28 protein-coding genes and 1 other RNA gene are annotated in these 25,399 nt (G+C 64.9%); 13 read left to right on the forward strand and 16 right to left on the reverse strand.

Annotated features, from left to right (window positions below; genetic code table 11):
* The first annotated feature begins 304 nt into the window (after nucleotides 1-304).
* Complete coding sequence (locus tag AC2FNY_RS20095) at nucleotides 305-1,261, forward strand: NADPH:quinone oxidoreductase family protein (protein WP_234177746.1); 957 nt, start codon at nucleotides 305-307, stop codon at nucleotides 1,259-1,261.
* Nucleotides 1,262-1,423: 162 nt separating this feature from the next.
* Here AC2FNY_RS20095 and AC2FNY_RS20100 read toward each other — a convergent pair whose 3' ends face one another.
* Nucleotides 1,424-2,302 carry a LysR family transcriptional regulator gene (locus AC2FNY_RS20100; RefSeq protein ID WP_234139724.1) on the reverse strand — a complete coding sequence of 293 codons (879 nt, stop codon included), beginning with the start codon at nucleotides 2,300-2,302 and terminating at the stop codon, nucleotides 1,424-1,426.
* A 121-nt stretch (nucleotides 2,303-2,423) separates the two neighbouring features.
* On the opposite strand from AC2FNY_RS20100, the gene AC2FNY_RS20105 reads away from it, so the two are divergent.
* Entirely contained in the window at nucleotides 2,424-2,633 is a 210-nt protein-coding gene (locus AC2FNY_RS20105) for a DUF1127 domain-containing protein (RefSeq protein ID WP_234139723.1), read from the forward strand.
* Between the two features lie 182 nt (nucleotides 2,634-2,815).
* Entirely contained in the window at nucleotides 2,816-3,595 is a 780-nt protein-coding gene (locus AC2FNY_RS20110) for a Bax inhibitor-1/YccA family protein (RefSeq protein WP_234177748.1), read from the forward strand.
* Between the two features lie 89 nt (nucleotides 3,596-3,684).
* Here AC2FNY_RS20110 and AC2FNY_RS20115 read toward each other — a convergent pair whose 3' ends face one another.
* The 11 genes from AC2FNY_RS20115 to AC2FNY_RS20165 form a co-directional block, all read right to left on the reverse strand.
* Nucleotides 3,685-4,221, reverse strand: coding sequence for a hypothetical protein (locus AC2FNY_RS20115; protein WP_496803552.1), 537 nt, complete (start codon nucleotides 4,219-4,221; stop codon nucleotides 3,685-3,687).
* Nucleotides 4,222-4,337: 116 nt separating this feature from the next.
* Nucleotides 4,338-4,505 (reverse strand): 50S ribosomal protein L33, encoded by a 168-nt coding sequence (rpmG, locus tag AC2FNY_RS20120; protein ID WP_007799108.1) that lies wholly within the window; start codon nucleotides 4,503-4,505, stop codon nucleotides 4,338-4,340.
* Between the two features lie 109 nt (nucleotides 4,506-4,614).
* Nucleotides 4,615-5,009, reverse strand: an RNA gene (gene rnpB, locus AC2FNY_RS20125) — RNase P RNA component class A.
* Between the two features lie 84 nt (nucleotides 5,010-5,093).
* A complete protein-coding gene (locus AC2FNY_RS20130; RefSeq protein ID WP_496803553.1) occupies nucleotides 5,094-5,768 on the reverse strand; it encodes an N-acetylmuramoyl-L-alanine amidase in 675 nt (224 codons plus the stop codon).
* A gap of 6 nt (nucleotides 5,769-5,774) precedes the next feature.
* A complete protein-coding gene (locus tag AC2FNY_RS20135; protein WP_234144759.1) occupies nucleotides 5,775-6,566 on the reverse strand; it encodes a hypothetical protein in 792 nt (263 codons plus the stop codon).
* 35 nt (nucleotides 6,567-6,601) lie between these two features.
* Nucleotides 6,602-8,089 (reverse strand): Asp-tRNA(Asn)/Glu-tRNA(Gln) amidotransferase subunit GatA, encoded by a 1,488-nt coding sequence (gatA, locus tag AC2FNY_RS20140; RefSeq protein ID WP_496803554.1) that lies wholly within the window; start codon nucleotides 8,087-8,089, stop codon nucleotides 6,602-6,604.
* A gap of 3 nt (nucleotides 8,090-8,092) precedes the next feature.
* Nucleotides 8,093-8,380, reverse strand: a complete 288-nt coding sequence (gene gatC / locus AC2FNY_RS20145; protein ID WP_234139717.1) for an Asp-tRNA(Asn)/Glu-tRNA(Gln) amidotransferase subunit GatC — start codon at nucleotides 8,378-8,380, stop codon at nucleotides 8,093-8,095.
* A 76-nt stretch (nucleotides 8,381-8,456) separates the two neighbouring features.
* Nucleotides 8,457-9,611 (reverse strand): MFS transporter, encoded by a 1,155-nt coding sequence (locus tag AC2FNY_RS20150; RefSeq protein ID WP_496803555.1) that lies wholly within the window; start codon nucleotides 9,609-9,611, stop codon nucleotides 8,457-8,459.
* A gap of 116 nt (nucleotides 9,612-9,727) precedes the next feature.
* Entirely contained in the window at nucleotides 9,728-10,210 is a 483-nt protein-coding gene (locus tag AC2FNY_RS20155; protein ID WP_234171394.1) for a YHS domain-containing (seleno)protein, read from the reverse strand.
* Nucleotides 10,211-10,427: 217 nt separating this feature from the next.
* Nucleotides 10,428-11,711 carry an FAD-dependent oxidoreductase gene (locus AC2FNY_RS20160; RefSeq protein ID WP_496803556.1) on the reverse strand — a complete coding sequence of 428 codons (1,284 nt, stop codon included), beginning with the start codon at nucleotides 11,709-11,711 and terminating at the stop codon, nucleotides 10,428-10,430.
* Nucleotides 11,712-11,777: 66 nt separating this feature from the next.
* Nucleotides 11,778-12,431, reverse strand: coding sequence for a ceramidase domain-containing protein (locus tag AC2FNY_RS20165; protein ID WP_496803557.1), 654 nt, complete (start codon nucleotides 12,429-12,431; stop codon nucleotides 11,778-11,780).
* A 57-nt stretch (nucleotides 12,432-12,488) separates the two neighbouring features.
* Here AC2FNY_RS20165 and AC2FNY_RS20170 point away from each other — a divergent pair, with 57 nt between their 5' ends.
* The 7 genes from AC2FNY_RS20170 to AC2FNY_RS20200 all read left to right on the forward strand — a co-directional run bounded on the left by AC2FNY_RS20170 (nucleotide 12,489) and on the right by AC2FNY_RS20200 (nucleotide 19,437).
* Nucleotides 12,489-13,181, forward strand: coding sequence for a metal-dependent hydrolase (locus AC2FNY_RS20170; RefSeq protein WP_234139712.1), 693 nt, complete (start codon nucleotides 12,489-12,491; stop codon nucleotides 13,179-13,181).
* Between the two features lie 4 nt (nucleotides 13,182-13,185).
* On the forward strand, nucleotides 13,186-14,157 hold the full coding sequence (locus AC2FNY_RS20175; protein WP_496803558.1) for a nuclear transport factor 2 family protein: 972 nt from the start codon (nucleotides 13,186-13,188) through the stop codon (nucleotides 14,155-14,157).
* Complete coding sequence (locus tag AC2FNY_RS20180; protein WP_496803559.1) at nucleotides 14,154-15,125, forward strand: adenylate/guanylate cyclase domain-containing protein; 972 nt, start codon at nucleotides 14,154-14,156, stop codon at nucleotides 15,123-15,125. The genes AC2FNY_RS20175 and AC2FNY_RS20180 overlap by 4 nt, the downstream gene beginning before the upstream one ends.
* Nucleotides 15,126-15,351: 226 nt before the next feature.
* Entirely contained in the window at nucleotides 15,352-16,320 is a 969-nt protein-coding gene (locus AC2FNY_RS20185; protein WP_496803560.1) for an adenylate/guanylate cyclase domain-containing protein, read from the forward strand.
* Entirely contained in the window at nucleotides 16,317-17,291 is a 975-nt protein-coding gene (locus tag AC2FNY_RS20190) for an adenylate/guanylate cyclase domain-containing protein (RefSeq protein ID WP_496803561.1), read from the forward strand. The genes AC2FNY_RS20185 and AC2FNY_RS20190 overlap by 4 nt, the downstream gene beginning before the upstream one ends.
* Entirely contained in the window at nucleotides 17,288-18,250 is a 963-nt protein-coding gene (locus tag AC2FNY_RS20195) for a nuclear transport factor 2 family protein (RefSeq protein WP_496803562.1), read from the forward strand. Before AC2FNY_RS20190 ends, AC2FNY_RS20195 begins: the two co-directional genes overlap by 4 nt.
* Before the next feature lie 14 nt (nucleotides 18,251-18,264).
* Nucleotides 18,265-19,437, forward strand: coding sequence for a M24 family metallopeptidase (locus AC2FNY_RS20200; protein WP_496803563.1), 1,173 nt, complete (start codon nucleotides 18,265-18,267; stop codon nucleotides 19,435-19,437).
* Between the two features lie 6 nt (nucleotides 19,438-19,443).
* Here AC2FNY_RS20200 and AC2FNY_RS20205 read toward each other — a convergent pair whose 3' ends face one another.
* From AC2FNY_RS20205 to AC2FNY_RS20220, 4 genes are all read right to left on the reverse strand, one after another.
* Nucleotides 19,444-19,893 (reverse strand): hypothetical protein, encoded by a 450-nt coding sequence (locus AC2FNY_RS20205; RefSeq protein ID WP_496803564.1) that lies wholly within the window; start codon nucleotides 19,891-19,893, stop codon nucleotides 19,444-19,446.
* Nucleotides 19,890-20,957, reverse strand: a complete 1,068-nt coding sequence (locus AC2FNY_RS20210) for an agmatine deiminase family protein (RefSeq protein WP_496803565.1) — start codon at nucleotides 20,955-20,957, stop codon at nucleotides 19,890-19,892. Before AC2FNY_RS20210 ends, AC2FNY_RS20205 begins: the two co-directional genes overlap by 4 nt.
* A 92-nt stretch (nucleotides 20,958-21,049) precedes the next feature.
* On the reverse strand, nucleotides 21,050-21,529 hold the full coding sequence (gene tsaA, locus AC2FNY_RS20215; RefSeq protein ID WP_496803566.1) for a tRNA (N6-threonylcarbamoyladenosine(37)-N6)-methyltransferase TrmO: 480 nt from the start codon (nucleotides 21,527-21,529) through the stop codon (nucleotides 21,050-21,052).
* Between the two features lies 1 nt (nucleotide 21,530).
* The gene (locus tag AC2FNY_RS20220) at nucleotides 21,531-21,995 is read right to left on the reverse strand and encodes a nucleoside deaminase (RefSeq protein WP_496803567.1); all 465 of its coding nucleotides are present in this window, start codon (nucleotides 21,993-21,995) and stop codon (nucleotides 21,531-21,533) included.
* Nucleotides 21,996-22,056: 61 nt separating this feature from the next.
* On the opposite strand from AC2FNY_RS20220, the gene AC2FNY_RS20225 reads away from it, so the two are divergent.
* From AC2FNY_RS20225 to AC2FNY_RS20235, 3 genes are all read left to right on the forward strand, one after another.
* Nucleotides 22,057-23,061 carry a pseudouridine synthase gene (locus AC2FNY_RS20225; RefSeq protein ID WP_496803568.1) on the forward strand — a complete coding sequence of 335 codons (1,005 nt, stop codon included), beginning with the start codon at nucleotides 22,057-22,059 and terminating at the stop codon, nucleotides 23,059-23,061.
* Nucleotides 23,062-23,237: 176 nt separating this feature from the next.
* The gene (locus AC2FNY_RS20230) at nucleotides 23,238-24,137 is read left to right on the forward strand and encodes a 5-bromo-4-chloroindolyl phosphate hydrolysis family protein (protein WP_234139700.1); all 900 of its coding nucleotides are present in this window, start codon (nucleotides 23,238-23,240) and stop codon (nucleotides 24,135-24,137) included.
* Between the two features lie 25 nt (nucleotides 24,138-24,162).
* Complete coding sequence (locus tag AC2FNY_RS20235) at nucleotides 24,163-25,353, forward strand: toxic anion resistance protein (RefSeq protein WP_234139699.1); 1,191 nt, start codon at nucleotides 24,163-24,165, stop codon at nucleotides 25,351-25,353.
* The last annotated feature ends 46 nt before the right edge of the window (nucleotides 25,354-25,399 follow it).

Below are 25,399 nucleotides of genomic sequence, written 5' to 3' on the forward strand. Positions count from 1 at the left end.
AAAGGGCGCGGCCTGCCCCAACCATCTGACACGGCCAATTAAGTATTCCCTAATATCGTTGAGCGACCCGAACCGCACCGCCTATGAATATGCCGAAAATCGCAATTGAATTCAAGTTGGTTGAATCCTGTGCAGCTCAACTGCACCATAAGTTGCGGCGGAAATCCACCGATACAACCCCAGAAAGGTACTGCAAGGACAAAAGAGGAGCCGCTGTGACGCAGTCAATGTTCGCCGTCCGAGCCACAGTTTGACTCAGCACACCAGCTCGGTCTTTATGGCGGTAAATCAAGAGGAAAAACCGATGCGCTCATTCTCCGTGCTAAGAGCCGGCAGCCCAGCGCAACTGATCAATCAGCAGGTAGCCGAACCAGGCCCAGGCCAGGTTCGGATCGACATTCGTGCTTGTGGCCTGAACTTCGCGGACCTGCTGATGCAGAAGGGCACTTACCAGGACACACCGACCGCGCCTTTCACACTTGGGATGGAGGTTGCAGGCACAGTCAACGCCCTCGGCGCCGGTGTTTCGCATTTGAAAATCGGAGACCGAATCGCCCTTTACACCGGTCAGGGTGGGCTTGCCGAACAGGGTGTCTTCGACGCGGACCGTGCCCTGCCCCTGCCTGACGCCATGAGTTTCGAACACGCCGCCGCCTTCCAGATTGCCTATGGCACCAGCCATATGGCGCTCGATCACCGCGCCCGCCTGCAACCGGGCGAGACGCTGCTGGTCACCGGTGCCGCCGGCGGCGTTGGCCTGACTGCGGTCGAGATCGGCAAACTCATGGGTGCGCGGGTGATCGCGCAGGCCCGTGGCGCAGACAAGCTCGAGATCGCCCGCCAGTCCGGAGCCGATATCCTGATCGACGCCGATGAGGATCTGCGCGCCCGCCTGCTGGACCTGGGCGGCGTCGATGTCGTCTATGACGCAATCGGGGGAGATGTTTTCAAGGCCGCTTTCCGCGCCGCCAATCCCGAGGCGCGGCTGCTGCCCATCGGCTTTGCCGGCGGCGAGGTGCCGCAAATCCCCGCCAATCACCTGCTGGTCAAGAATCTCACCGTGATCGGGTTCTACATCGGCGGTTATCTGAAGTTCCGCCCCGAGGTGATCCGCGACAGTTTCCAGACCCTGCTCGACTGGTACCAGCAGGGGCGCCTGCACCCGCATGTCAGCCATGTCCTGCCCCTCGAACGCGCCGCCGAAGGGCTGGAGCTTCTGCGCAGCCGAACCGCCACCGGCAAGGTCGTCATCACCCCCTGACAGCCGCTTCTTTCTGGTCGCAAATACTCCCGCCGGAGGCGTCTACCGCCGCCACATACACTGTCTTGGCGGTGGCATGTCGCGGTGCGACACGCGCCGAGGAGGAGGCACGACGACGAGATATCGTCTTGCGCCGCAGGCGCACCGCTTGGCAGCGCTCGCTCAGCTCACCGCGCGCAGATGGCCGTTACCCATCTTGGCAAAGTTCTGGCGAACCAGGTCCACCAGGGCATCGACGATCTGTCCCTTGCCGTCCTTGCCGCCGTAAAGATTGATCTTGTGCGAGGGCAGCACCGGCAGCGCATCGGACTCGATCTGCGCCAGATGCGGCGCGGCAGTGCCTTCCAGCATCGCATGCACCGCGAGATCGGCCGACACGGTCGCCTCGATGGTGCGGTCGTTCTCGGTCTCGACCGAGAGCTCCCAGGGGATATTCGCCGCATCCAGCGCCGCGATCACACTGGCACGGAACAGACAGCGCCGTCCCAGCGCCAGTTTCAGCGGCCGTTGCCGCCAGGCCGAGCCCCCCGCCGCGCCGATCCAGCGCAGGGGCAGTTCCGCAATCGTCTCGCAATGATCGCCCCCCCCCGGTTCGGTGGTCAGGATCACGTCGCATTCGCCACGTTCGTACTGCTCTTTCAGCCAGGAGGTATAGCAGGACAAGAGTTGCACCCGCACCCGCGGATAAGCGGCGTTGAACTGCTGGAGCACGCGCGGGATCGCCGGATAAACGATATCGTGCGGCACGCCCAGCACCACCTCGCCCTCGAATGCCTGATCGGTCAGCCGTGCGATCACCTCGTCATTCATCGCCACCATACGGCGGGCATAGGCCAGCAGTTGCTCACCCGAGGCGGTCAGCGCAATGCCGCGCCCGCTGCGGTCCAGCAGTTGCAGATCCAAGAGTTCCTCCAGCCGCTTTATCTGCATGGAAACCGCCGATTGGGTCAGGTGCAGGAACCCTGCGGCCCGGGTGACACCGCCACTGTCGGCCACGGCCACGAAACTGCGCAGGGTTGTGATGTCGAGATTGCGTATCATTCCAAACCTTGATGGACGAGTTCAAAAACATTCGTTTCCATAATGAAGCACATCCCACCATATCTATCAAGGAAATTGATTGTCACCCGAACTCACATCACGAAATCAGAAAGGACACGTCATGGCCTTTGTCACCGCCTCGCACCCCTGCCGACCCGCACCCCGATCCCGGCTTGCCGTATTCTACGACCTTCTGGCGCTGCGCCGCCAACGTCAGGAGTTGCGGCACCTCGACGACCGGGCGCTCGAAGACATGGGGATCACCCGCGCCGAGGCCCGGACCGAGGCCGCGAGGCCGTTCTGGGATGCCCCGCATCACTGGCTGAAATAAGCCGGAACAGCAGCTTCAGCTCTTCCCCTGCCTTGGCCCGCCCCGCGCGGGCCATTTTTTCGGGTGGATTGAGCCTAAATCCGACTCGGAAATACTTGAATTCACGGGTTCGCTCTCCGATATTTGACGGGAATGCCGCAGGGTAGCCCTTGCGGCCCGAGTTTGATTTCAGGGAGACTCAAATGGCTCAATTCGACACGATCCGGTCCACTACTGCCGGTTCGCGCGCTGCCCAGATCGACGAGGGCCTGCGCGCCCATATGAACAAAGTCTACGGCACCATGTCCGTGGGCATGCTGATCACCTTTGCCGCGGCCTGGGCGATCTCGGGTCTGGCGGTGACCACCGATCCTAGTGCGGCCGTGGCCCAGCTGAGCGCCGACAAATACCTGACCCAGATCGGCTATTCGCTTTACGCCTCGCCGCTGAAATGGGTGATCATGTTCGCGCCGCTGGCCTTTGTCTTTGGGTTCAGCGCCGCCATCAACCGCCTGTCGGCCGCCGCCGCACAGCTGATCTTCTACACCTTCGCCTTTGTGATGGGTCTGTCGATCAGCTCGATCTTCCTGGTCTTTACCGGCCAGTCGATCATTCAGGTGTTCCTGATCACCGCCATCGCCTTTGCCGGTCTGTCGCTTTACGGCTACACGACCAAGAAGGACCTGAGCGCCATGGGCACCTTCCTGGTGATGGGTCTGATCGGCCTGATCGTCGCCTCGGTAGTCAACATCTTCTTGGCGTCTTCGGCCATGGCCTTTGCGATCTCGGCGATCGGCGTTCTGATTTTCGCCGGCCTGACCGCCTATGATACCCAGAACATCAAGAACACCTATCTGCAAATGGCCCATTCCGGCGATCAGGAATGGCTGGGTAAGGCTGCCATCATGGGTGCGCTGAGCCTCTATCTGGACTTCATCAACCTGTTCATGTTCCTGCTGCAATTCCTCGGCAACCGCGAATAAGTCAGCAACTGACAGAACGAATGAAGGGCGGGGAATTCCCCGCCCTTTTCCGTTGCGCCCCGCTGTTCCGTTGCGCCCCGCTGTCGCCTTCAGCGACAGTCGAGGGGAACCGCAAGTCCGGTGGACCGCTTCGACTGCCCGGAACGAAAAACCTGGCCACCGGTCAAACAGCCGGTCAGGCGTGGCACCGATTGGGCAAAAGAGGCGCCTGCATCCTCTGCCAGCCGGTCGATCCCGTCCTCAGGTGTACGCAGCACCGCAAAAAGAACTCCGTTCACTTCGACCGTGCTCAGATACAAATCGAGGGTACCGCTCCCTACCTCGACCGCAGTCTGCGGGTTGCGGCCACCAGCACCGATGGCGACCCCGGCCAGGCTGGCGATATCGCCTTTCTCGCTTTGCAGGCGCTGGACAGGCTTGCCCGCAAGTTCCGCCGGCACGCTCAGACGGCGCGCCACGTAATCGGCGCTCCCCCTCTTCTCGGTAATGGTCTTGGGCTCACCGTCGATACCGGTGAACCCCACCCCTTCGCGGTGCCACAGGCTGGCACAGGCGGACAGAGACATCAGAGCAAGGGCGGGCAGCAGGATTTTCTTCATAACCGTCATGAGCTTGGTGGCAGACACGGCAAGCCTAGCCTTGCCGGGGTCGCAAAAGCAAGCGGCCAGAGCCCCCCATTCGGCCAAAACGAAAAAGGCCACCCTAAAAGAGTGGCCCTCATCGGCTTTTCGAAGGCTCAAGTTTACTTGATCTTGCCTTCCTTGTACTCGACATGCTTACGCACAACCGGATCGTACTTACGCACGGTCATTTTTTCGGTCATCGTACGCGCGTTCTTCTTGGTCACGTAGAAGTGGCCCGTGCCCGCGGTCGAGTTCAGACGGATCTTGATGGTCGTCGGCTTCGCCATGGTTATCTCCTGCGTCCGAAAAGGCAGGGGCCTTTCGGTTGAATTCTGTCCTGAGGCTGCGCTTTTACCCGGCGTGTGGGCCGAGTCAATAGGGCGAGCCCGGGAAAATGCGCGCGGAGGGCCTGTAAGCCGGATTCTGTTCCGGGGTTGCCCCCTTCGATGACCATTCCTCTGGTGCGCCTGTTGCCAGGCGCCTCTAGCTGCCAACCCGACCCCTCTCGGCTGAAGCGGCCTAGCGGAGGTATCGGCCGAAACCGACGCGTCCCGCGCGGGGGTCCTATTTGGCATTGCTCCCGGTGGGGCTTGCCGTGCCGCCCCTGTTGCCAGGGGCGCGGTGGGCTCTTACCCCACCGTTTCACCCTTGCCGCGACCTGCGCGGCGGACTGTTCTCTGTGGCGCTTTCCGTCGGGTTTCCCCGCCCGGGCGTTACCCGGCACCGCTGCTTCATGGAGTCCGGACTTTCCTCGCGGGGGTCGCCCCCCACGCGGCCATCCGGCCCTCCGCGCGGTTCCGCAGTTAGGCGCTGGCGGAGGAGAGGTCAAGAGGCGGGCGGAAAAGGGGCGCTGCCCCTCTTGGCCTGCGGCCAATTCACCCCGGAGTACTTTCAGCGGAATGAAGGGGCAAGGCGGCCAGATCGGCGGCGCAGAGCGGTCCGCGGCCCCAGGGACGGTAGCGCAGGCGCAGGGCCGCCAGCAACGTCTCGTCATCGGCAGGCGCGGTGAAACCTACCGCACAGGCAGCGGCGCGCAGCTGCTCGGGTGTGGGGTCGTCTGAGCATGTCTCGCTTCCCGACCTCTCGGCGAGACCAAGCCGGGCGAGGCGGGCCCAGTCGAATCGCGGGCCGGGATCGCATTTGCGCCCGGGCGCCATGTCGGAGTGACCGATCACACCTGCGGGCGGAATCGCCCAGCGGTGCAGGATATCCGCCAGCAGGATTTCCAGCCTGTCCATCAGCGGCGCGGAAAACGGGTGGTCACCGCGATTGTCGAGCTCGATGCCGATGGAGCGGGAATTGATGTCATCCAGCCCCCGCCATTCCCCTACGCCTGCATGCCAGGCGCGGTCGGCCTCGTTCACCATCTGCCAGAGGGTGCCATCGGCGCCGATCAGGTAATGGGCCGAAACCTCGGCCTCCGGATCGCAGAGCCGGTCCAGCGCCGCCTCGGCGCTGTCCATGGCGGTATAATGCAGTACCACCAGCGACGGGGTCAGCCCGTCGCGGCGGGGACCGAAATTGGGAGAGGGGTGCCAGTGCGGGGTCACGCCGCCCTAGTTCTGTACCGCGCGGCGGAACGGCGCCGGATCCCAGCCACAGGCATAACCATCGCCATCCGGGTCCAGCCCCTTGCGGTCGCGCTGCGGGCCACCGTTGGACAGGAACTCGATCTGGGCCTGGTCAGGTGAGGGGAAGGCGGCGCAATTGCGCTCGGCCTTGGCGGCGAGGTTGAACCCGGCGCGGCTATAGACCTGGGTGCCTTTGGGGTGGCTGGTCGACAGCGCGTATTGCACCACATTTGGGGTCCCATCCGCGTCGCGCTGAGGCAGCGCCGTGGGAGCGACCACCTGATACGAGGCGCGATTCTGGGCGATGCGTTCGGCATCGCTTTGAATTGACTCGCGGCTGGCAACGGCCTGGAAATCCTGCTCGTCGGAGATACCGGGATTGCTGACCAGTGCGGGCGCCGGGTTCGAGGGGCTGGCCTCGACCGGGGCGACGCCGGAATTGCCATTCGCGGCGGCCAGCGCCGCCGCAGTTTCACGGGCGATATCGTCCGCTGTGTCACCAGATTGCGGTACATAGGCTGCGGTCTGGGCGGTGGTCTGAACCGGGACCGCGGTGGCTGGGTCGACCGTCGGGGATCCGGCGGGCGGCAAACCTTCGCTGGACACCGCCGAGGGCGGGATCAGCGGATCACCGGTCACCGTCTGGCCCTGAAGTACCGCGTCGCGCTGGGCCTGGTATTCGGGTGTGTTGAAACCGACCCCGGCCGCCGAATCCGGGATCGCCGGATCACAGGCCGCAAGCACCCCGATCACGGGGACAAGATAGAATACGCGCATTGTTGCCGTCCTGCTCTTTTGCTTTGGTGACAGGTTTACCACCATTTTCCGGGCTTGGCCACAAAGCCCGCCGCCTGTTCCAGGGCATAGGCCGTATTCAGCAAATCGCCTTCCTCCCACGGACGGCCGATCAGTTGCAGGCCCAAGGGCAGCCCCTGCTTGTCAAGCCCGGCAGGTACCGACACGCCGGGCAGGCCAGCGAGGTTCACGGTGACGGTGAACACGTCGTTGAGATACATCTGCACCGGATCGGCATCCGCCATCTCGCCCAGACCAAAGGCCGCCGAGGGGGTGGCGGGTGTCAGGATCGCATCGACCCCGGCAGCGAACACATCCTCGAAGTCCTTCTTGATCAGGCTGCGCACCTTGCGGGCGCGGTTGTAGTAGGCGTCGTAAAAGCCCGCCGACAGCACATAGGTGCCGACCATGACCCGGCGCTGCACCTCGTGTCCGAACCCTTCGGCGCGGGTTTTCTCGTACATCTCGGTGATGCCGTCACCCTGTGCCAGCTTGGCGCGGTGGCCATAGCGCACACCGTCATAACGGGCGAGGTTCGACGACGCCTCGGCGGGCGCAATCACGTAATAGGTGGGCAGCGCGTATTTGGTATGCGGCAGCGAGATGTCGCGGATCTCGGCCCCGGCGGCGCGCAGCATCTCGGTGCCTTGCTGCCACAGCGCCTCGATCTCTTCGGGCATGCCGTCCATGCGGTATTCGCGCGGGATGCCGATCACCTTGCCCCGGATATCGCCGGTCAGCATCGCCTCGAAATCGGGCACCGCCAGATCGGCGCTGGTCGAATCCTTGGGGTCGTGGCCGCACATCGCCTCAAGCATGATGGCGGCGTCGCGCACGTCCTTGGTCATCGGCCCGGCCTGATCCAGCGAGCTGGCAAAGGCGACGATGCCCCAGCGCGAGCAACGGCCATAGGTCGGCTTGATGCCGGTGATGCCGACAAAAGCGGCGGGCTGGCGGATCGAGCCGCCGGTATCGGTTCCGGTCGCGGCCAGGCACAGATCGGCGGCCACGGCGGCGGCGGAGCCACCCGAAGAGCCGCCCGGCGTCAGCGCCGCGTCGTCATTGCCGCGCCGCCAGGGGTTGACCGCATTACCATAGCACGAGGTCTCGTTGGACGAGCCCATGGCGAATTCGTCCATGTTGAGCTTGCCCAGCATGACGGCGCCCGCATCGGCCAGTTGCTGGCTGACGGTGGATTCGTATTCCGGCTTGAACCCTTCAAGGATACGGCTGGCCGCCTGAGACGGCACGCCCTTGGTGCAGAACAGGTCCTTGATGCCGATCGGCAGGCCGCACATCTTGGGCGCATCGCCCGATTGCAACCGCACGTCAGCGGCATGTGCACGCTCCAGCGCGATCTCGGGGGTCTTGTGGACAAAGGCGTTCAGCGCCCCTGCCCCCTCGATGGCGGCAAGGCAGGCTTCGGTCAGCGCGACCGAGGTGGTCTCGCCCTTGCGCAGCGCATCGCGCGCCTGGGCCAGCGTCAGCGTGTTCAGATCGCTCATGTCTTACTCCACCACCTTGGGAACCGCGAAAAACCCCTCGCGCGCGTCGGGCGCGTTGGACAGGACCTTGGCCTGCTGGTTGCCGTCGGTCACCCCGTCGGCGCGGCGCTTCAGCCGCATCGGCGTGACCGAGACCATCGGCTCGACGCCTTCGACATCCACCTCGTTCAGCTGCTCGATGAACCCGAGGATGGTGTTGAATTCGGCGGCCAGCGCCGGCAGCGCGTCTTCGTCCACCTTGATCCGGGCCAGCTTGGCCACTTTGGCGGCGGTGCTTTGGTCAATCGACATCGGTTTCCCTCATCTGCGTCAGGCCCGCATTTACCGCCCCATGGGCGCGGTCGCAAGGGCAACGGAATGGCGATGGTCAGCCGCGCTGCCTGCGCAGATAGGCCAGCGCCGCCATTGCCGCGAAAATCAGCGCCAGAACCCCGGCAAAACCGCCATTGCCGGTCAATTGCATCGCAGCGCCGGTAATCGGCCCGCCGATCATGCCGCCCATACCAAAGGCGATGGCAAAGGCGGCATTCCCCGCCACCAGGTCACTGCCACTGAACCGGTCACCCAGTTCCGACATCGCCATGGTATAGATGCCGCCCGCCGTGGCGCCAAAGACGAAGAGAACACCCAGAAACAGCGGCAACTGGTCCGGCAACCCCGGCAACAAGAGCGCGCCCAGCGTGGTGATCAGCGCGCACAGCACCATCACCTGCCGACGCGAGGTCCGGTCCGACAGCCATCCGATGGGGATCTGCAACACCGTGTTGCCCAGGAACGCCACCGACAGGGCCGAGGTTGCTACCACCACCGTCAGCCCCGCCGCCAGTCCAAAGACCGGAAACAGCGACAGCATCGCGCCCTCCCAGAAGGCATAGACGCAGATCGCCGCCAGCAGGGTCGGCGCCCAGCGCAGGAACCCCAGCGGGGACACCGGCGCCTCGTCCGAGACATCCGGCGCATGGGCGCGCACCGCCAGCACCACGCCGATGGCCAGGACACAACACGCCGCGCCGACGGCAAAGGGCGCAAACCCCTGGAATCCGATCAGCGCCAGCGTGAACGGCCCCGCACCAAAGCCCACAGACAGAGCGGTGGCATAGATGCCCACCACCCGGCCGCGCGTCTCGGGGCGGGCGAGCTGGTTGATCCAGGTCTCCGACACGATGAAGATGCCCACATCGGCCATGCCAAGCATAAGCCGCAGCACCAGAAAGGCGCCAAAGGACCGGGTCAGCCCCAGCGCCACGATCAAGAGCGCCGACAGCAGCAGCGAGCCGACGGCCACCTGCCAGCTTCCGAATCGCTCGATCAGGCGCGGGTAAAAGGGCGAGGCGATCATGATCCCCAGCGGCGTCATCGCCGCGTTGACCCCGATGGCGGCCTCGCTGGTACCCTGATCCTCCAGCACCAGCGACAAGAGCGGAAAGCTGAGGCCAACGGTCAGTGCAAAGATGGTGGTGCAGGCTATCGCGCCCGCGATCCCGGCGCGCCGCGCCTTGTCGGTCATAACCGCCGCCGTCATCGCTCACTCCCAATGCGTCCGCGCAGATGACCGGCGCGCACAGCAAAGGTCAAGCGACCGAACACGAAACGGCCCGCGCGAGAGGTCGCGCGGGCCGGTCCGGGGTGCGGGCGGGATCAGAGATCCTTGGCCGCCTTGTGCTCGATCTTGGTCCAGTTGGCCGCCGCCTTGGCGATGGTGCCAGCCTTGTCCTGCTCGAACATCTTGTAGATTTCCTCGTTCAGAAAGACATAGAGCTTGCCGTCGACCACGGCGGCATAGTTCGGGTCGCCGTCGAACTTCTTGCCCACCGAGACGCCAAAGGTGCAGAAGCCGCCGTTCTGCACGGAGTAGTGATCGGGGTTGGCCTGGAACGCCTTGAGGTTCTTCTCGGAGGCAAAATAATAGGCCACGCCGTCATGCACGGCGGTATGCGCGGCGCTGCCTTCGCGGTTCTTGCCCTTGTCGAGCAGCGCGACCGGGTCCGACCCATGCAGGCCCAGCGGCGCGCCAGCGGCGGTCAGGCCGGGCACCACGTTGATTTCGTCGGCGGCCATGGCCGGGCCAAAGGCGAGCAGGGCCGACAGGGCGGCTGCGGTAAAGGTGATCATGCGAGACATCGTTTGGTTTCCTTTCGGTTGACTGATAACGCCCGGCCACTTGGTTGGCGGGTGTGTCAGGAAACTGCATCACAACGCGCCCGGCGTGAATGTTCACCCGTTCAATCACCATGACTGATCGTTCAAACAACTGAACGAATGGCAAAGCATTTTGATCAATCAAAGATGGAAAATACGGATATTGGAATGAATCTGAACACTTATTGATTTCAGCCGGTCACCCAAGGCGCGAAACCCCTTGCCGGATCAGCATTGCCACCAGCTCGGCACGATCCACCTGCTGAACCGGAATGCCATCGCGGATCGCCAGATGCGCCGCCGTTCCGGTCGCCTGTCCCATCGCCATGCATTGCGGCATCCCCCGGACCGAGGCAAAGGCCACCAGATCGGCCGACAGGATGCGCCCCGCGAACATCAGGTTCGCAACCGCTTTCGGCAACAGCGACCGGAAAGGGATTGTGTAATAGCCGCCGCGCTCGACCATGGCATCATGGGTCATCTGATCCGAGGTGCGCATCACATCGTCGATCGGATTGTCACAGGCAACGATCCCGTCGGCAAACTTGGTACCCGCTGCCAGATCGGCGCCGGTGACCTTGTACACCCCTTCCAGCTTGCGCGTTTCGCGCACACCCACGGTCGGACCCAGCTGCGACATATGCGCGGCCTCGAAGCCCGGCACATCCGAACGCAGGAACTGGGCCAGTTGCAGGCAACGCCGCCGCCCCTCTTGCGTCGCGCGGGTCACATCGGCGGGATCGGTGCCATCCACCCCGCGAATGGCGACCGAGTTGCAGAAGACCGTGCCGCGATGGAACCCCTTCATCAGGTAGAGCTGCGCCAGATGTGGATGCAGCCGCCCCTCGGCAATCCCCTTGGCTGCGTAGCGGCGGAAATAGGGATCGTTCTCGGCAAATACCCGGTCCCAATCGGCGCCCTCCATGAAAAAGGACAGGGTCACCGCCATCATGTTGCCCTGCCCGTCGCCCAGCGTGAAGGGCACCCCCGCCTTGGCCGAGATGTCGCCATCGCCGGAACAGTCGATCACGATCCGCGCCGCAATCCGCTGCGGTCCGCGCCGGTCGAAGAACTCGACTGCGGCGATGCGGTCCCCCTCCATCACCGGGGCAATGGCCACCGCGCCCAGGAACACCCGCACGCCGGCCTCTTCCAGCATCTCGAACATCATCGTGGTGGCGGCGTCGTGATCGTACTGGATCTCGGGGCCGAAGTTTTCCAGCGTGCAGGGCCGCTTCTCGGCCATCGGCGGGTCCATCGCCATCAGCCGGCCCTCCAGCTCCTGCATCAGCCCGCCGATGCTCTCATCCTGCGGATAGGCCGCGCCCCAGGGCATGCCGGGACAGAACGCCATGACCCCGCCCACCTTGGTCCCGGCCTCGAGCAGCACCACATCGAGCCCCAGCCGTCCCGCTGTCACCGCCGCACCAAAGCCCGCGGTGCCGCCGCCGACCACCAGAACATCTGCCGTCAGATCGCCCATATCCGCCTCTCCCCGTTTCAGCGGCCCATATCGGCGGTCCAAACCGGTTCCGTCAATCCCGGAAACTCAGGCTCGGATCCCGCGCCGATGACGATGATAGACCTCGATCATCCAGCCCAGCATGAGCGCGTTCAACAGATGCCAGAGGAAATGGGTACCCAGAGGCCAGCCCCCACACAGCGGATCGTCCAGCGCCCGAAACGTGATCGAAAGAACAAGAATCCCCGCGCCCAGCGCCAGACCGCGGGCCAGCGCGGGCGCCCGGCGGTGCAACAGGGCGGCATAGACCAGGATCAGAAACGGGATCGGCGCATAGGCCGCCGACCCGCCGAGGCCCGGAAACAACCCGAACAGCGGCACCGTGGCAGCGGCATACGGAAAGAAGCCCCCCGTCAGCAGCAGCGCCTGCGGCATGCGCAGGCCCCATCCGGCGCGGTTGATCGCATAGATATAGATCAGCACATAGGCCACGATGGGCAGCGTATCGGCCAGTGCGGCCCAGACCTGCGCATAAGTGTGGAACAGGAAACTGCCCAGCCCGATCAGCGCCAGTACAGCGATCAGTGCCGTCTCGATCCGGTCACGCGCGCCCCGCGTGCGCCACCACATCAGGACGGCCGCCAGCACAAAGGCAAGGTTGGTCACAGCGTTCACCGGCTCGGCCCAGTATCCCGGCCCCAGCCTTTCGCAATAGCCGTCGATTTCGCGCAACCAATCCATGGATTTTCATCTAGTGGGTGCTAGGGTGAAACCAAGACATATCAGGGAGAAAGACACATGAAGATCATCTGGCTGGGACATGGCAGTTTCCGGATCGAGAGCGGCGATGCCGTGCTGCTGGTCGATCCCTGGCTCAATGGCAACCCTTCCCTGCCCGAGGATCAGCATGACGCAGCCGTCATGGGCGCCACCCATATCCTGCTGACCCATACCCATTTCGACCATGTGGTCGATGTGCTGCCGCTGGCGCGTCTGCTCAAGGTGCCGGTGGTGGGGCAATACGATCTGATGGGCTATTGGAGCGAGGCCGAAGAGATCGAGACCGTGGGATTCAACAAGGGTGGCACGGTGACCCTGAACGGGGTGCGGGTATCGATGGTGCCGGCCTCGCACAGCTCGACCTTCACCACGCCGGAGGGGCTGCGCAGCGGCGGGTCCGAGGTGGGTTACATGATCGCCGCCGAGGGGCATGTGGTCTATCTGTCGGGCGATACCGGCATCATGGCCGACATGGACTGGATGGGGGATTATTACAAACCCGATATCGGCATTCTCAGTGCCGGGGGCCATTTCACCATGGACATGCAGGGCGCGGCCTATGCCGCCAAGCGCTATTTCGACTTCAAGACGGTGATCCCCTGCCACTACCGCACCTTCCCGATCCTGGAACAGTCGGCCCAGGCCCTGATCGACGGTCTGCCCGGTGTCGACGTAATCGAGCCACAGGTGATGCAATCCATCGACGTCTGACACCATGGCCGCCATCACCCCCTCGCCCGAGCTTGGTGCCATCGTCCGCCGGTGGCTGCGGTCCTATGCGTCGGGGGACAACGTGACCGTGACCAACCTGTTCTCGGACGATCCGGCGCTGGGTTACATTGGTTCGTCCCATGGGGAGATCTGGCGCGGCGACACACTGCGCCGGGGCATGGCACGCTATATGCAGGACATCCCCAGCTTTGCCTGGGACCGGGACGAGTTTCGCGGTTTTGAATGCGGTGAACTGGGCTGGGTCGAATGGTTCGGTGAAAGGGTGTCGCTGGATACCGGCAAGGAGATCACCTTTCGCTCCACCTTTGTGCTGCACCTGGAACAGGGCGTCTGGCGGATCGTGCATGTGCACAACTCGAACCCGGTCTCGAACATGGAGGCGCTGGGATACGAATCGCGCGGCTTCGAGGACCTGCTCGAAGCCGCACTTGCCACCCCCGCCGAGTTCACGCGCACAGGCCTTGCAACGATCATGTTCACCGACATCGCGGACAGTTCGGTGCTGGCCGAAACCCTGGGCGACACCAGCTGGTCGGTCGCGGTCAGCAGGCACCTGAAACAGGTCGAAGTCATCGTGACAGATCATGGTGGCACATTGGTCAAGACGCTGGGTGACGGCACCATGTCGGCCTTCGCCTCGGCCTCGGGCGCGCTGACGGCGGCCGCAGAGCTGCAACGGACCATCTCCGCCAGCGAGGACGAGCCGCAGTTGTGCATCCGGGTCGGCCTGCACACGGGCGATCTGGTCGAACAGGACGGCGACATGTTCGGAACCGTCGTCAACAAGGCCGCACGGGTCGCCGCACTGACCGCACCCGGAGAAATCTGTCTGTCGGACGCCACCCGCATCATGGTCGGTGGCGCCCGGAGGTTCCGGTTCTCGCCGCCTGTCGAAGTCGCCCTGAAGGGACTGGACGGGCGGCATGTGACCCACAGGCTGGAGTGGCGGGAGTGAGCGTGTCGATCCAGCCCAGCCCCGAGATTGCCGCCATCGCACGGCGCTGGCACGAAGCCTATGCCGGCGGTGACAGCGCCACGATGGTTAACCTGCTGACGGACGACGCGCTTTTGTATTACGTCGGCACCGCCCCCGAAGAAATCGGCCGGGGGCCAGAGTTCCGGCATGCCTTTGGCCGGTTCGTCGAGGCGCATCCCCCGATGCGCCTGCGCTTCACTTCGATCGACGGTTTTGCCTGTGGCCCGGCGGGCTGGTCGATCACGGTGCACGAGGCCGAGGCACCCGATGGGACCGCCGCCGAGGTGCGCACAACCCTGATCTTTCACCTGCAACAGGGCCAGTGGCGCATCGCGCATGTCCATAACTCGATCCCGCGAACCAATACCGAAGGTCTGGGGCGAGAGCTTGCGCGCTTCGACGACCTGTTGAACGCCGCCCTGTCCGGGACCGAGACACCGGACCGAACCGGGCTGGCAACGATCATGTTCACCGATATCGCCGACAGCACTGCCATCGCGGTCGCCCTGGGCGACGCGCCGTGGTCGAAAGCGGTCAAGGCCCATATCGGCAAGATGAGGCAGCTGGTCGAGGGTCTGGGCGGGACATTGATCAAGTCACTTGGCGACGGCACCATGTCCAGCTTTCCCTCGGCCCGCGCCGCGCTGTCGGCCGCCACAGCCGCCCAAACGGCAATGGACGCGGCCGAGAGCGAACCCCGGCTGCGTATCCGCATCGGCCTGCATACCGGAGACCTGATCGCCGGCGACAGTGACGTTTTCGGCACCGTGGTCAACAAGGCCGCCCGCATCGCCGCCCTTGCCGGGCCGGGGGAAATCCGGGTCTCGGATGCCACCCGTCTGATGGTCGGCGATAGTGGCGGTTTTGTCTTTGTCAATCCCGCCGCCGTGGCCCTGCGCGGGCTTGAGGGAGACCACCTGACCCATCTGCTGGAGTGGCGAGACTAACCGAACAGTTCTTCCAACCTGCCTTCTTCACCCCGAGGACTGCTGCGCAGGCTGAAAGACTTCGATGGTGAAAACTACATGAATGTTTCCTGCCCCTTGCATGTTTCCCGTCGGCCCGAACCCGGCACCCGGGCTGCCCAGCACGCATTCAAGAGATTGCGGGAAAGCCGCCGGAGGCCTTAGAAAGAAAACAGTTGTCCCTTTTTCCGCCGGCCGGAGGCTCTGCATGCCCGACCGCTACCAGAATTCGCCAGAACTCGCCGCCATTACCAGGCGGTTTCTTCAGTGCACGGCCCGGCGCGACGGATCTACCAGCGGACTATTCTCACAAAGCAGCGCGCTGCTCTACCTTGGATCCGCCGAAGGCGAGTTGTTCACCGGAGACATGCTGCGCAGGTTCTTTTCCGGAACCCGCGAAGAGCTTGCCGTCTTCCGCTACGAGGATATCGACATCCATGCATTCGAGCGGGATGTCATGGGCTGGTCGGTCTGGAGCGCAACAATGGTCACGCCGGATACGGGCACAAAAATCCAATTCCGGGGCACCATCGTTTTCGGCCTCGAAGAGGCCCAGTGGAAAATCGTTCATATCCACAACTCGAACCCGGTCCCAAACGCCACCTCGCTGGGGTACGATCCGGGCAACTTCGACGAGATCGCAAAGGCCGCCGCGCGCGACCGGCCAAACCTCGGACAAGCCGGGCTGGCCACGGTCATGTTCACCGACATCGCCGACAGCACAGTGATCACGGAAACCATCGGCGATGCGGCGTGGAGCGATCTGGTTCAGAACCATGTGCATGAGATCAAGACAATCGTAACCCGGCATAAGGGCGAGCTCGTCAAGACACTTGGGGACGGTACCATGTCGGCCTTTCACGGTGCCAGTCCCGCGCTGATGGCGGCTCAGGCGATCCAGGAGCGGATGGCCGAGCGCGAAACGGAACCTCCCCTCCACGTGCGTATCGGAGTGCACAGCGGACAGGTCACCGAGGCCAGCGGCGATTTCTTCGGCTTGGTGGTGAACAAGGCCGCGCGGATCGCAGGCCTCGCGCAACCCGGCGACATCCGGCTGTCGGACGCGACCCGCATCCTGGTCGGCGGCCGCGAATTTCGCTTTGCCGACCCGGTCACCACGCCGCTCAAGGGGCTCGCGGGCGAACATGTCATCCACCGGCTGGAGTGGCGGAAATGAGCCGCGTTGTCGTCTCTCCCGAGTTGCTGGCGATTGCACGGCGCTGGATCGACGCGATTCCCAACAGGCGGCCAAACGATCTGCGCAACCTGCTGACCGAACGCGAATACCTGCGCTTTGTCGGAACCGGAGAGAACGAGATCTGGGCCGGCCCATCGGTACGCGAGGGGATCGGAGATTTCTTTGGCGACATTCCCGATCTGATCAGACATGACGAGACCTTTGCCGAAGCTTACGAACACAACGGCACCGGCTGGGCCTGCATGAGTCATGAACTGGTTTTTGCCCCTCAGCCCGACCGGGTGTTCCAGATCCGTTCAACCCTGATCTTCACGCTCGAGGACGGCGCGTGGAAGATCGTGCATCGCCATGGATCGGTCCCGATCCCGAACATGGAGTTCACCGGTGCCGCACAGACGGCCATCGCCGATCTGGTCGCCGCCGCGAAACAGGGGTTCTCGCTGGATCAGCGCGAGGGCTTCGCCTCGGTCATGTTCACCGACATCGTCAATTCCTCGCGCCTCGCCTCGGCCATGGGCGACCGGCTGTGGTCGTCCGAGGTGGCCCGCCACTTCAACACGCTGCGCGAGATCATCGAGGCGCGGGGCGGACAGTTCGTCAAATCGCTGGGCGATGGCACCATGTCGAGCTTTCCCTCACCCGAACAGGGGTTGCGCGCGGCGCAGGCCATATTGCGCGCGACCGAGGCCTCGGACGGCCCCGCCATTGCCCTGCGGATCGGCATTCATACCGGCGAGGTGATCCAGACCCGCGAGGATTTCTTTGGCACCGTGGTCAACAAGGCCGCCCGCATCGCCGCCGCCGCGGCACCGGGCGAGATCGTGATTTCCGGCGATACCCGCGACTTGACCGGCGCGGTGGAGGGCGTGGTCATTCTCCCGCCGGCGGACATCCCGCTCAAAGGTTTCGACGGCCTGCACCGGGTCCACCGGCTGGAGTGGCGGTCATGATCCAGCGCTCGCCAGAGATCGAGGCCATCGTGCGCCGCTGGACCACCCTGATCCGCAGCCACAAGGTGGCCGACCTGCCGCATTACCTGTCGCAATCCGACGCGCTGGTCTATATCGGCAGCGCCGCTGGCGAGCTTTGGCGTGGGCAGCTGGTGCGCGACGGCATCGCCGACCATCTGGCCGAGGTCCCCGATTTCATCGAAGAGGACATCGAGATCGAGGCCTATGAGCATGGCGAAACCGGCTGGGCCAGTTATCAGAGCCATTACACCTTTTCCAGCACCGGCAGCCGGGGCACCCACCGGGTGACCTTTGTCTTTGTGCTGGAACGCGGCAGTTGGAAGATGGTGCAGCACCATATCTCGCAGGCCGACTCGAACCGCGACAAGCTGGGGATCGAACACACCGCCTTTCAACGCCTGATCGCGGCGGCCCAGGCCGGATCGCACCGGTTCGGCACCGGCGGGCTCGCCACCATCATGTTCACCGATATCGTCGACAGTTCGGCCCTGGCCGCAGCCATGGGCGATGCGGAATGGGTGCGCCTGATCGACGCTCATTTCCGCCGGGTCGAGGCAATCGTGACCGAGCATGGCGGTACGTTGGTCAAATCGCTGGGCGACGGCACAATGTCATCCTTTCAATCCGCGACCGGCGCAGTCCGCGCGGCCTCGGCCATTCGGGCCGGGACGCAAGGCTCGCGCCTTGCCCTGCGCATCGGCCTGCATACCGGCGAAGTGGTCGAAAACAGGGGCGATTTCTTTGGCACCGTGGTGAACAAAGCCGCCCGCATCGCCTCTTTTGCCGGAGCGGGCGATATCCTGTTGTCTGAGGCAACGCGCAACATGGTCGGGTCGCAGCATGATTTCGACTATTCCGATTCCATCGCTACCCCGCTCAAGGGGCTCGAGGGCGATCATGTCCTCTATCACCTGACCGGGCGCCCGGAACCTCTGTAAGAAGGACCCTGCCAATGCCAGCCAGCGATTTCTCCACCACTGAATACGCCGACCGCCTGTCCCGCACCCGCGCCGCAATGGCGGCGGCTGGGGTCGAGACCCTTCTGGTCGCCGACCCGTCGAACATGGCCTGGCTTACCGGGTATGACGGCTGGAGCTTTTACGTGCCGCAGCTGGTCATCCTGCATGCCAGCGGCAACCCTCTCTGGTGGGGGCGGACGCAGGACAAGCCGGGGGCGGCGCAGACCACCTGGCTCGGACCCGAAGACCTGTTCGACTGGCCCGAGGAACACGTCCAGCATCCCGACCACCATCCCGTCGATGCCTTGGTGACCCTGCTGCGCGAGCGCGGCTGGACCCGGGCGCTGGGGGTCGAGATGGACAATTACTATTACTCGGCCAAGTCCCACGCGGTGCTCGAAGCCGCCTTTGGCCGCGATGCGCTGGCGGATGCGACCGGGCTGGTGAACTGGCAACGTGCGGTCAAGAGCTCCGCCGAACTGGTCCTGATGCGCAAGGCAGGTGTGCTGACCGCGCATATGCATTCGGTCCTGCGCGACGGGTTCCGCGAGGGCCGCCCGAAACACGAGCTGGTGGCCGAGGTGCAGGCGGCGGGCGTCGCAGGCCCCGATGGGCTGGCAGGCGACTATCCCGCGATTGCCCCCATTGCCCCTTCGGGGCTGGAGGCCTCGGCCTCGCACATCACCTGGAACGACCGTCCTCTGACCCGGGGTGAGGCCACCTATTTCGAGATCTCGGGCTGTTATCACCGCTATCACTGCCCGGCCAGCCGCACGCTTTATCTGGGCGAGGTGCCCGCCGATATCCGCCGTGCAGAAGAGGCGATCCTGACCGCCATCGACGACACCATGACCCGTGCGCGCCCCGGCGTGACCTGCGAGGAGGTGGCGGCCTGCGTCTACGACAGCTTTGCGCGGGCTGGATACGTCAAAGGCAACCGCACCGGCTATCCCATCGGCCTTTCCTATCCGCCCGACTGGGGCGAGCGCACCATGAGCCTGCGGCCCGGCGATTCCACGCCGCTGGCCGAGAACATGACCTTTCACCTGATGCCCGGCCTCTGGACCCCGGACTGGGGCGTAGCGATCACGGAAAGCTTTGTCATCACGCCCGAGGGCGGCAAATGCCTGGCCGATATCCCGCGCGGGATCGTGGTCAGGGGCTGACCCGGCTCAGTCGCAGGCAGGTATTTCGGCGCAGGTCGAGGCCCGGAATCGTGCCAGCAGGGCGGCGGTTTCCTCGGTTTCGCCCCCCTGCGACTCGTCAGAGCAGAGATAGGTCCGGTGTGGTTCGAAGAGGGCCATGAACGACGTTTCCCATCCCTCGCTGACACCCAGCATCTGTTCGGCAGAGTAAAGAAGATGGTCGACAAAGGCGGAATAGGCGCCACCCCGGTCCGAGTGGAGCAACGCGCACTCGTCTGCGGGCGCAGCAAAATCGGGCAGCGTCGCAGCCAGTGCCAGATGGGCACGAAACGCCTCGCGCGCGGATTGCTGGCGTTGCAGGCGGTCGGCCTCGTCAAGCTGGATCTTGACCCCGATCAGCGCCGCCAACGCCAGTGCGGCGGTGGCCATGGCCGCCAATGCCTCGATCGAGGCCGCATGTCGCGAAAGCCAGCTCATGTGGCGGGCATCTGCTGGGTGGCGCAATGGATGCCGCCGCCCATCTCGCCCAGCGGATCGACGTTCAGCGTGACGACCTCGCGCCCGGGATAGTGCCGCGCCAGCGCCCGTGCGGCGATGCGGTCGGTCTCGGCATCGCCGAACTCGGCCGCGATCACGGCGCCGTTGCAGACGTAGTAGTTGGCGTAAGAGGCGACAAAGTCGATGCTCTTGACCCGCCGCCGGTGCGGTTCGGGAATGACCTCGACCTTCAGGCCTGCCGCCACCAGCGCGTCATGGGTATCGAGCGCCGCCCGGTGGAACGGGTCGTCCATGTCAGGATCGTCGGGCAGGTTGATCAGCACCCGCCCCGGCCCGGTGAACCGGGCCAGGCTGTCGATATGGTAATCGGTGATATCCTCGCCCAAGACGCCCGGCGCCCAGATCATCCGCTGCGCCCCATAGGCGCGCAACAGCCGCGCCTCGATCTCGGCCCGCGACAGGCCGGGATTGCGGTTGTCGTTCACCCACGAGCTTTCATGCGCCAGGAGAAGGCCATGGCCGTCCTGCTCGACCCCGCCCGCCTCGCCCCGCAATCCGGCGGGCAGCAGCGGCAGGCCCAGGCGTTGCGCCACCTGCTCGGCGATGCGCGCGTCGCGGCGATGCACCTGCTTGCGGCCCCAGCCGTTGAACTGGATATGACTGACCGCCAGCCCGCCCCGCCCGTCCAGCGCAAAGAGCGGCCCGGCATCGCGGCACCACAGATCCTCGGTCGGGATGTCCCAGAGCGCGACCTTGTCCGACAGCTTTCTGCGGGCGCCCGCGTGATCCTCGGCGGCGGCCAGCATCACGACCGGTTCGAACGCCACAATCGCATTGGCGATATCGGCAATGGTCTGCTGCGCCATGTCCAGAAAGACCGGATCGGGATGCACCCGGCGATTGACCGGCCACTGCATGAAGGTGCGGTCATGACGCGCCTCTTCGGGGGGCACATGAAACCCGGCCCCCGCCGCCCCTGCCTGTCCCGCCATCCCCATCAGCCCAAACGCGCCCCCTGCCCGCAGGATATCTCTTCTGTGCATCGTGTCGCCTTTCGCATGCCCTGATCTTGATTAGCGTCAGATGTGGATTTCACCAAGCTTTGATGCCCACAGATGTGCTGACGACGGCGCGCTCAGCCCTGTACGGTTTCTTTCGGCGCCGCCTTGGGCGTGAACTCACAGCGGTTGGGCTTGATGTCGATCAGCGGCGTGCCGTCCAGGCAATCGAGGCCGCGCACCACCAGCGTGGTGCCCTCCACCCGTTCCAGCCGCACCCGCGACAGGCCGATCGGGTTGGGCCGCTGCGGCGAGCGCAGGGCGAATGTGCCAAACAGCTTGCCATCGCTCTTGGGGTTCTGGGTGACCAGGTCGCGGCGGCTCTTGTCTAGCCAGTAGAGCACGTCGAGGCGTTCATACACGTCGATCCCGCGCAGCGCGGGCGCCCAGCGCGCATCCAGCTCGATCCGGCATTCCGGCCCGTCCTCGCGCCCTTGCCGGGGACAGTCCTTGCGGTCGGTCCAGGGGGTACGGATGCGGCCGATGAAATAGACGCCCGCATCGGTGGCCTCGGGCAGTTCCGTTACCTCTTCGCCCTCGCGAAACCTGAATTCCATCTCACTCCGCTCCCTTGTCCCGCCGTTCGGCGAAAAACCCGCGCAACAGCTCCGCCGCTTCCTCTCCGCCGATACCGTCATAGACCTCGGGCGCGTGATGGGCCTGGGGGTGCGAAAACACCCGCGCCCCATGCGCCACCCCGCCCGATTTCGGATCCGCCGCGCCATAATACACCCGCCGGATGCGCGCCGCAGCCAGCGCCGCCGCGCACATGGCACACGGCTCCAGCGTCACATAGAGGTCATGCCCCACCAACCGCTCGGACCCGGCGGCGGCGCAGGCCGCGCGCAGGGCCACGATCTCGGCATGCGCGGTGGGATCGCAGGTCTCGCGCGTGCGATTGCCGGCTGCGGCCACCACGCGCCCGTCGGGGGCCACGATCACCGCGCCCACCGGCACCTCGCCACGCGCGGCGGCCGCGCGCGCCTCTGCCAGCGCCTGATCCATATGCGATCTGAAAACCATGCCCGACCCTGCCCCGATCATCCATCTTCCGCAAGCGCGGCAAATGGTCTATTGCGCGGGGATGAGCAACACCCCTCCCCCCGGCGAGCGCATCGCCAAGATCCTGTCGCGCGCGGGCGTCGCCTCGCGCCGCGAGGCCGAACGCATGATCGAGGCCGGCCGCGTCGCGGTCAACGGCAAGGTGATCGCCAGCCCGGCGCTGAACGTGACCGAGCGCGACCGCGTGACGGTCGATGGCGCGCCGCTGGCCGCCGCCGAACCGGCGCGACTGTGGCTCTATCACAAGCCCACAGGGCTGGTGACCACGGCGCGTGACGAAAAGGGACGCAAAACCATTTTCGACGACCTGCCCGAGGAGATGCCGCGGGTGATGAGCGTAGGCCGTCTCGACCTCAATTCCGAGGGGCTGTTGCTGCTGACCAATGACGGCGCCATCAAGCGGCAGCTCGAACTGCCCTCGACCGGATGGCTGCGCAAATACCGGGTGCGGATCAAGGGTACGCCCAAGGACGAGGATTTCGCGCCGCTGCGCCAGGGCCTGGTGATTGAGGGCGAGCGGTTCCAGCCGATGATCGTGACGCTCGACCGTCAGCAGGGCGCAAATGCCTGGCTGACCGTTGGCCTGCGCGAAGGCAAGAACCGCGAGATCCGCCGCGCGATGGAGGATATCGGGCTGGTGGTGAACCGGCTGATCCGGGTCTCCTATGGTCCGTTCCAGCTGGGCACCCTTGCACCCGGCAAGGTCGAGGAGGTGCGCCGTCGCGTGCTGCGTGACCAGTTGGGGCTGGATGCCGAGGACAAGCCGACCGACGAACGCCCCGCCCGGCCTCAACGCCAGCGCAAGCCGGGGGCGTCAACACAAGCGCCTTCTCGCGGAGGCTCTTCGGCAAAGGGTCGCGCGAGTGGCCTCCCAAAGCCCCGCGGCGACGGGACAGGCAAACCGCGCGCGACCGGGGCGGCCAAACCCGGCACAGGACGGCGCAACGCGGGCCCCGACGCCCGGCCTGCCGCAAAACCCGGCGGCAAACCGCCCAGGCGCCCCGGCGGCGGCAAACCGCGTTCCTGAGCCGCAGAAGGCAACCTTCCCCCTAGCAAGCCCGCGCCGCATCGCCTAGATTCGCCGCAACCGCAGTTCAGAGGGGAAGACAATGTCACAGACCGGTGTCCAGAAACTGGCCTTTGCCGCGCTTCTCGTGCTGCTCTTTGGTGTGAGCACCGGCTGGCTGGGAGGGCTCTGACTCGATGGCGCAGCGTTATGGCGGCAAATTCAGCCCCGAGGCAGAGCAACCGAGCGAACCGGCCCCGCGCGGCCAGTTCGACGGCGCCCGCGTCGATCCGGCGGGTGCCCGCGCCAACGCGCTGTTCGTGCCCGCGATCCCGCTGGTCTTTACCTCGCTCAACGATGGCGCCATCGGGCTGGTTCTGGGGCTCGGCGCAGCCGGTCTGTGGACCGGGGCGGCGCTGCTCTTGCGCGAGGGGCTGAGGGCCGAGGCCGCCTATCACGCGCGCCGGGTCGCACGCCGCCCGGCGATCCCGCGCAAGCTGTTCGCCACCGCGCTGACCGGTCTCGGCACCGCGCTTGCAGTCTACAAATCCGGGATGATGGCTGGCGAAGCGTCGATCCTGGCAGGTGTGCTGTTCGGGGTCGCGGCCTCGGCGTTGCATCTTCTGGCCTTTGGCGCCGATCCGATGCGCGACAAGGGGATGGAGGGGGTCGACACCTTTCAACAGGACCGGGTCGCGCGTGCCGTGGGCGAGGCCGAGCGGATGCTGAGCGAGATGTCCGACGCGATCCGTCGCGCCGGTGATCGGCAACTGGACGCACGGGTCGAGAGGTTTCAGGCCACCGCGCGCGAACTTTTTCGCACCGTAGAAGAGGACCCACGCGATCTGACCGGCGCCCGCAAATACCTCACCGTCTACCTGCGCGGTGCCCGCGATGCGACGGTGAAATTCGCCGATATCCACGCCCGCACCCGCGATGCCGGCGCGCGCGCCGACTATCTGGCCCTGCTCGACGATCTGGAGCAGAACTTTACCGCCCGCACCCGCAAGATGCTGCTGGATGACCGCAGCGATCTGACCGTTGAAATCGACGTGCTGCGCGACCGCTTGCAGCGCGAAGGCGTCCGGCTCGACTGACCGGCCCAACCCGAAAGGAACCCCGATGTCCGACAGCATACAGAAGAAAGCGGCCGAGGCGGTTGGCCTGGTCGAGGAAGTGACCGCCGTCACCCTGCCCGAACCCCGCGCCGAGGTGGTGCCGCTGGCCGAGGCCGACGAACCGGTCGGCACCGAGATCCGCCGCCGCATGGGCGAGATCGACATGGGCGATACAAACTCGATCGTGCGTTTCGGCTCCGGCGCACAGGCCGAGTTGCAGGAGATCAGCCAGGCCATGCTGGCCGATGTCCGCAACAAGGATGTGGGACCGGCGGGCGACAGCCTGCGCGGCATCGTCACCACTATTCGCGGCTTTTCCGTCAGCGAGTTGGACGTGCGCCGCGAACGCAGCTGGTGGGAAAGGCTGATCGGCCGCGCCGCGCCCTTTGCCAAGTTCACCGCCCGGTTCGAAGAGGTGCAGGCCCAGATCGACAAGATCACCGACAACCTGCTGGGCCACGAACACACACTGCTGAAGGATATCAAGTCGCTCGACCTGCTCTATGAAAAGACGCTGCGGTTCTACGACGAACTGGCGCTTTACATCGCGGCGGGCGAGGAAAAGCTGACCGAATTGGACAGCCAGGACATCCCGGCACTGGCCGCCGCTGTCGATGCCGCCCCCGAAGGCGAACAGGTGATGAAGGCGCAGGAGCTGCGCGACCTGCGCGCCGCCCGCGACGATCTGGAACGCCGGGTGCATGACCTGAAACTGACCCGCCAGGTGACGATGCAATCGCTGCCCTCGATCCGACTGGTGCAGGAAAACGACAAATCGCTGGTGACCAAGATCAACTCGACCCTGGTCAATACCGTGCCGCTCTGGGAAACTCAGTTGGCGCAAGCGGTCACCATCCAGCGCAGCGCCGAGGCCGCCGCCGCCGTGCGCGACGCCAACGACCTGACCAACGAGCTTCTGACCTCGAACGCCGCCAACCTGCGCGAAAGCAACAAGCTGATCCGGCAAGAGATGGAGCGCGGAGTGTTCGACATCGAAGCGGTGAAAAAGGCCAATGCCGACCTGATCGGAACCATCCAGGAAAGCCTTCAGATCGCAGACGAGGGCAAGGCCAAGCGCGCGGCCGCCGAGGAAGAGCTCAAGAAGATGGAGGCCGAGCTGCGCGACACGCTGGCCGCCGCCCGCGCCCGCGCCGATGGCACCGGCGACACTGCCGGCACTGCGGTTCCGGGCTGATCGGGTGAGGAAAGGCCGACGCATAGCCACAGCCTGCGCCGCCGGA

It is taken from the genome of Ruegeria sp. BHSC223 (genome assembly GCF_059613025.1).